The 6,102-nt window shown below is 70.7% G+C and carries 5 protein-coding genes; 4 read left to right on the forward strand and 1 reads right to left on the reverse strand.

What is annotated here, in order from left to right; genetic code table 11:
• Positions 1–19 precede the first annotated feature (19 nt).
• Positions 20–1,132, forward strand: a complete 1,113-nt coding sequence (locus tag G6039_RS14705; protein WP_006947092.1) for an NDMA-dependent alcohol dehydrogenase — start codon at positions 20–22, stop codon at positions 1,130–1,132.
• A 155-nt stretch (positions 1,133–1,287) separates the two neighbouring features.
• Entirely contained in the window at positions 1,288–1,554 is a 267-nt protein-coding gene (locus G6039_RS14710; RefSeq protein WP_006947094.1) for a GlsB/YeaQ/YmgE family stress response membrane protein, read from the forward strand.
• A gap of 52 nt (positions 1,555–1,606) precedes the next feature.
• Here the strand turns inward: G6039_RS14710 and G6039_RS14715 are convergent, their stop codons facing one another.
• Positions 1,607–2,245, reverse strand: coding sequence for an SACE_7040 family transcriptional regulator (locus tag G6039_RS14715; RefSeq protein ID WP_006947096.1), 639 nt, complete (start codon positions 2,243–2,245; stop codon positions 1,607–1,609).
• Positions 2,246–2,435: 190 nt separating this feature from the next.
• Between G6039_RS14715 and G6039_RS14720 the strand changes: the two genes are divergently transcribed.
• Positions 2,436–3,968 (forward strand): carboxyl transferase domain-containing protein, encoded by a 1,533-nt coding sequence (locus tag G6039_RS14720; protein WP_230304576.1) that lies wholly within the window; start codon positions 2,436–2,438, stop codon positions 3,966–3,968.
• Between the two features lie 11 nt (positions 3,969–3,979).
• Positions 3,980–6,102 (forward strand): acetyl-CoA carboxylase biotin carboxylase subunit (locus G6039_RS14725; RefSeq protein ID WP_241258795.1); only part of this gene is annotated, 2,123 nt, incomplete at its 3' end.

A 6,102-nucleotide genomic window follows, 5' to 3' on the forward strand; every position in this document is an offset into this window, starting at 1 on the left:
CACCCCAAGGAGAACAACGATGAAGACCAAAGCCGCAGTCCTGCTCGAGACCGGCAAGCCGTTCGAGATCATGGAACTCGACCTCGACGGCCCGGGCCCCGGCGAGGTGCTGATCAAGTACACCGCGGCGGGCCTGTGCCACTCGGACCTGCACCTGACCGACGGGGACCTGCCCCCGCGCTTCCCGATCGTCGGTGGCCACGAGGGTTCCGGCATCATCGAGGAGGTCGGCCCTGGCGTCACCAAGGTCAAGCCCGGTGACCACGTGGTGTGCAGCTTCATCCCGAACTGCGGCACCTGCCGGTACTGCTCGACGGGCCGGCAGAACCTGTGCGACATGGGCGCCACCATCCTCGAGGGCTGCATGCCGGACGGCTCGTTCCGGTTCCATTCCGGCAGCACCGACTTCGGCGCGATGTGCATGCTCGGCACGTTCGCCGAACGCGCCACCATCTCGCAGCACTCGGTGGTCAAGGTCGACGACTGGCTCCCGCTCGAGACCGCCGTGCTCGTCGGCTGCGGTGTGCCGTCCGGTTGGGGCACCGCGGTGTACGCCGGGGACGTCCGTGCCGGGGACATCGTCGTGATCTACGGCATCGGCGGCCTCGGTGTCAATGCCGTCCAGGGTGCCGTGCACGCGGGCGCCAAGTACGTGGTGGTCGTCGACCCGGTGGAGTTCAAGCGCGAGACCGCCCTGAAGTTCGGTGCCACGCACGCCTTCGCGAGTGCCGCCGAGGCGGCCGAGAAGGTCAACGAGCTGAGCTGGGGCCAGGGCGCCGACGCCGCCCTGATCCTCGTCGGCACCGTCGACGAGGAGGTCGTCTCGGCGGCCACCTCGATCGTGGGCAAGGGCGGCACCGTCGTCATCACCGGCCTGGCCAATCCCGAGAAGCTGACCGTGCACGTGTCCGGAACGGAACTGACTCTGTTCCAGAAGACCATCAAGGGCTCGCTGTTCGGTTCGGCGAACCCGCAGTACGACATCGTGCGGCTGCTGCGGCTCTACGATGCCGGCCAGCTGAAGCTCGACGAGCTGGTCACCCACCGCTACAGCCTGGAGGAGGTCAACCAGGGCTACCAGGACCTGCGGGACGGCAAGAACATCCGCGGCGTCATCGTCCACGACGCCTGATCGTGGGGTGCGCCTCGCCCGCCGGGCGGGGCGCACCTCCGGGACCGCGCAACTTTTTGCAGAAGATTCACCGGAATTCACCCGAAGTGCGCATATTCCGCGCACCCTGTGGCATACCGTCCCCACGGTTCGATGTTCCGAGAGAGGAGCCCGTGATGGGAGAAATCATCGGCACGATCATCTTCGGCGCGGTCATCGGTGTGCTCGCACGCCTGGTGATACCGGGGAAGCAGGCGATGGGATGGCTCATCACCATCGTCATCGGCATCATCGGTGCCCTGCTCGGCTACTGGATCTGGGGCATGATCAGCGACCAGGGCGACACCGAGGGTATCGACTGGATCCGCTGGATCATCAGTATCGCCGTGGCCGCGGTGCTGACGCTGGCCTACACCTCCATGACGAGGAGCAGGGTCCGGTAACAGCGGCGAAACGGGACCCCGTCCGGAGATCCGGACGGGGTCCCGTGTCTGTTCAGGTCCCGGAGGCCGCGGTGCCCGGCCGATCGGCGCCGAGCGCGGCCAGGGTCATGCGCCGCAGGACCGCCCGGGTCGCCGCGGGAGAGGCCCGGTCGGCGCTGTGCGGCGTCGAGTTGATGAGCCCGAACGCCGCGTGGGCCATGGTCCGAGCGTCGGACTCCCCCAGTGCGGGGTCGAGCCGGCGCAGCACGCCCACCCACAGCTCGACGTACCGCCGCTGGGTCTGGCGCACCTCCCGGCGGGCGTCCTCCGGGAGGGACTGCAGCTCCCGGTCCTGGACGCGGATCAGGTCCGGCTCCCCGAGCGCGAAGTCGAGGTGGAAGTCCACGAGCCGGTCGAGTGCGCGCCGGGGCTCGTCGGTGTGGTCGATCACGTCGGTACCGCCCGCCAGCAGGCGGCGGCTGATGTCGACCAGGAGCTCGACGAGCAGCGCGTCCTTGTTGGGGAAGTGCCGGTAGACGGCGGGACCGCTGATGCCCACCGCCGCGCCGAGATCCTCGAGGCGCACGCCGTTGAAGCCGCGCTCGGCGACGAGCCGTGCCGCGGCCTGCAGCAGTTGCCGCCGCCGGTCGGCCTTGGCCCGGCCGCGCGCGGTGAGCAGCTGCTCGTCGGTGTCCGGCTTCAGCTCGGTCATCGGCCGCACCCTTCCTTCCTGATGTGGTCTGGACAACTCAGTTAATCACAGCTAACCTTATTTTCAGTTATCGAGTATTAACTCAGGCGTTCACCCCCATGGCGAGGACGGTACTGTGACAACCCCCCCAACGACCGCTCCGCGGACCTACCGCGACCAGCACGTCCAGCTGGTCGCCGAGCTGCGCGACATGCTCGCGACCGCCGCCCTCGGCGGCAGTGAGAAGGCGCGGGATCGGCACGTCGCCCGCGGCAAGCTGCTGCCCCGGGACCGCGTCGACGCCCTGCTCGACCCCGGCAGCGCGTTTCTCGAGATCGCGCCGCTGGCCGCGAACGGCATGTACGACGACGAGTGCCCGGGCGCGGGCATCATCGCCGGCATCGGCCGGGTGTCCGGCCGCGAGTGCGTGATCGTCGCCAACGACGCCACCGTCAAGGGCGGCACCTACTACCCGATCACGGTCAAGAAGCACCTGCGGGCGCAGGAGATCGCGCTGCAGAACCAGCTGCCCTGCCTCTACCTGGTCGACTCCGGCGGGGCGTTCCTGCCGCGGCAGGACGAGGTGTTCCCCGACCGCGAGCACTTCGGCCGCATCTTCTACAACCAGGCCACTATGAGCGCCAAGGGGATCCCGCAGATCGCCGCGGTGCTGGGCTCGTGCACCGCCGGCGGCGCCTACGTGCCCGCGATGAGCGACGAGGCCGTCATCGTCCGCAACCAGGGCACCATCTTCCTCGGCGGCCCGCCGCTGGTGAAGGCCGCCACCGGCGAGGTCGTCACCGCGGAGGAACTCGGCGGCGGCGACCTGCACTCGAAGGTCTCCGGTGTCACCGACCATCTCGCCGAGGACGACCGCGACGCGCTGAACAGGGTGCGCGACATCGTCGCCACGTTCGGGCCCCGCAACCCCCGGCCGTGGGACGTGGCGCCGACCTTCGCGCCCGCCGCGGATCCGGCCGAGCTGTACGACGTGGTGCCCACCGACCCGCGCACCCCCTACGACGTGCACGAGGTCATCGAGCGCATCGTCGACGGCGACCCCGCCGGGCCCGGCTCGAGCTTTTCCGAGTTCAAGGCCGAGTACGGCAAGACCCTGGTCACCGGCTTCGCCCGGATCCACGGCCACCCGGTCGGCATCGTCGCCAACAACGGCGTGCTGTTCGGTGAATCCGCCCAGAAGGGCGCCCATTTCATCGAGCTGTGCGACAAGCGCTCGATCCCGCTGCTGTTCCTGCAGAACATCTCCGGCTTCATGGTCGGCCGGGACTACGAGGCCGGCGGCATCGCCAAGCACGGCGCCAAGATGGTCACCGCCGTCGCGTGCGCGCGGGTGCCGAAGCTGACCGTCGTCGTCGGCGGCTCCTACGGCGCCGGCAACTACTCGATGTGCGGGCGGGCGTACTCGCCGCGCTTCCTGTGGATGTGGCCCAACGCCCGCATCTCGGTGATGGGCGGCGAGCAGGCCGCCTCCGTCCTGGCGACGGTGCGTTCGGAACAGCTCGACGCGTCCGGCACCCCGTGGACCGCCGAGCAGGAGGAGGCGTTCAAGGCGCCGATCCGCGCGCAGTACGAGCACCAGGGCAACCCCTACTACTCGACCGCGCGGCTGTGGGACGACGGCATCATCGATCCCGCCGACACGCGGGAAGTTCTCGGCCTGGCCCTGTCGGCGTGCGCGAACGCACCCCTCGAGCCGGTCTCCTACGGCGTCTTCCGGATGTGAGGCACATGAACATGTTCGATACCACCGGCCGAGCCGGGATGTTCCATACCGTACTGGTGGCCAACCGCGGGGAGATCGCGGTCCGGGTGATCCGGACCCTGCGCCGCATGGGCATCCGGTCCGTCGCCGTGTACAGCGACGCCGACGCCGGCGCCCGGCACGTGCGTGAGGCCGACACCGCGGTGCGCCTCGGCCCCGCCGCCGCGCGCGAGAGCTACCTCGACATCGCCAAGGTGATCGACGCGGCCCGGCGCACCGGTGCGCAGGCGATCCACCCCGGTTACGGCTTCCTGTCCGAGAACTCGGGCTTCGCGCAGGCCTGCGCCGACGCCGGGATCGTGTTCCTCGGCCCGCCCGCCAAGGCCATCGAGGTCATGGGCGACAAGATCACCGCCAAGAACGCCGTCGCCGCGTTCGACGTCCCGGTCGTGCCGGGCATCTCCCGGCCCGGCCTGACCGACGACGAGCTGATCGCCGCGGCCGGCGACATCGGGTACCCGGTGCTGATCAAGCCGTCCGCCGGCGGCGGCGGCAAGGGCATGCGCCTGGTCACCGAATCCGGTCAGCTCGCCGAGGCGCTCGCCTCCGCGCGGCGCGAGGCGGCCTCCGCGTTCGGTGACGACACCCTGTTCCTCGAACGGTTCGTGCAGCGCCCGCGGCACATCGAGGTGCAGATCCTCGCCGACACCCACGGCAACGTCGTCCATCTCGGCGAGCGTGAGTGCAGCCTGCAGCGCCGCCACCAGAAGGTGATCGAGGAGGCCCCGTCGCCGCTGCTCGACGAGGCCACTCGCGCCCGGATCGGGCAGGCCGCGTGCAACACCGCCCGCAGCGTCGACTACACCGGCGCCGGCACGGTGGAGTTCATCGTCTCCGCGGACGCGCCGGACGAGTTCTTCTTCATGGAGATGAACACCCGCCTGCAGGTCGAGCACCCCGTCACCGAACTGGTCACCGGACTGGACCTGGTGGAGTGGCAGGTGCGCGTCGCCGCCGGCGAGGCGCTCGGCTTCGAACAGGACGACATCACCCTGACCGGGCACGCGATCGAGGCCCGCGTCTACGCCGAGGACCCCGCCCGCGGATTCCTGCCCACCGGCGGCACCGTCGTCGGGCTCGACGAACCCGCCAACCAGGCCGGCACCGGGGTGGGCATCCGCGTCGACTCCGGGCTCGAGGTGGGCACGGTCGTCGGCAGCGACTACGACCCGATGCTGTCGAAGGTGATCGCGCACGGACCCGACCGCGCCGCCGCGCTGCGCCGGCTCGACCGGGCCCTGGCCGAGACCGCGGTCCTCGGGGTGGTCACCAACATCGACTTCGCCCGCTTCCTGCTCGCCGATCCCGACGTGCAGGCCGGCAACCTCGACACCGGGCTGCTCGATCGCCGCCTCGACGACTACACCGCCCCGGACACCCCCGACGCGGTGCTCGTCGCCGCGGCCGCGCACCGCTGGCTGCGCCGCTGGCCCGCGACGTCCACGACGTCGGCAGTGGACCCGTGGGACCGGCCCACCGGCTGGCGGGTCGGAGGACCCGCGCCGACCACCGTGCGGCTGCAGACCCCCACCCGCACCGATCACGTGCACCTCACCGGCACCCCGGAGGCCGCCACCGCCCGGATCGAGGACGGCCCCGAGCGGGCACTCACCGCCCGGCTCGACGCCGGCCGCCTCGCCGTCACCCTCGACGGGGTGCGCTCGGAGTTCCTCGTCGCCGAGGGCGACGGGCAGCTGTGGCTCGCCGGTGACGGCGGCACCTGGCCGGTGCGCGAGGCCCGCGAACCGAACATCCGCGACGCCGACGCCCACGCCGGCGAGGCCGAGCTGACCAGCCCGATGCCCGGCACCGTCATCGCCGTCCCCGTCGAGAACGGTGCCACCGTCACCGCCGGCAGCACCGTCGTCGTCGTCGAGGCGATGAAGATGGAACACGCCCTGACCACGCCCGTCGACGGCACCGTCGAACTCCTCGTCGCCCCCGGCGACCAGGTCAAGGTCGACCAGCTCCTCGCCCGCGTCGTCCCCGGCACCCGGGCGCCGAAACCGCCGGCAAGCAAGCCCGTGCCACCCTCCGCGGGAAGGACATCGTCGATACCCTCCCCGTCGCACCGCACCGGGCCGGTGTTCCGCAG

The organism is Rhodococcus aetherivorans (assembly GCF_011058165.1).
GTDB lineage: Bacteria > Actinomycetota > Actinomycetes > Mycobacteriales > Mycobacteriaceae > Rhodococcus > Rhodococcus aetherivorans.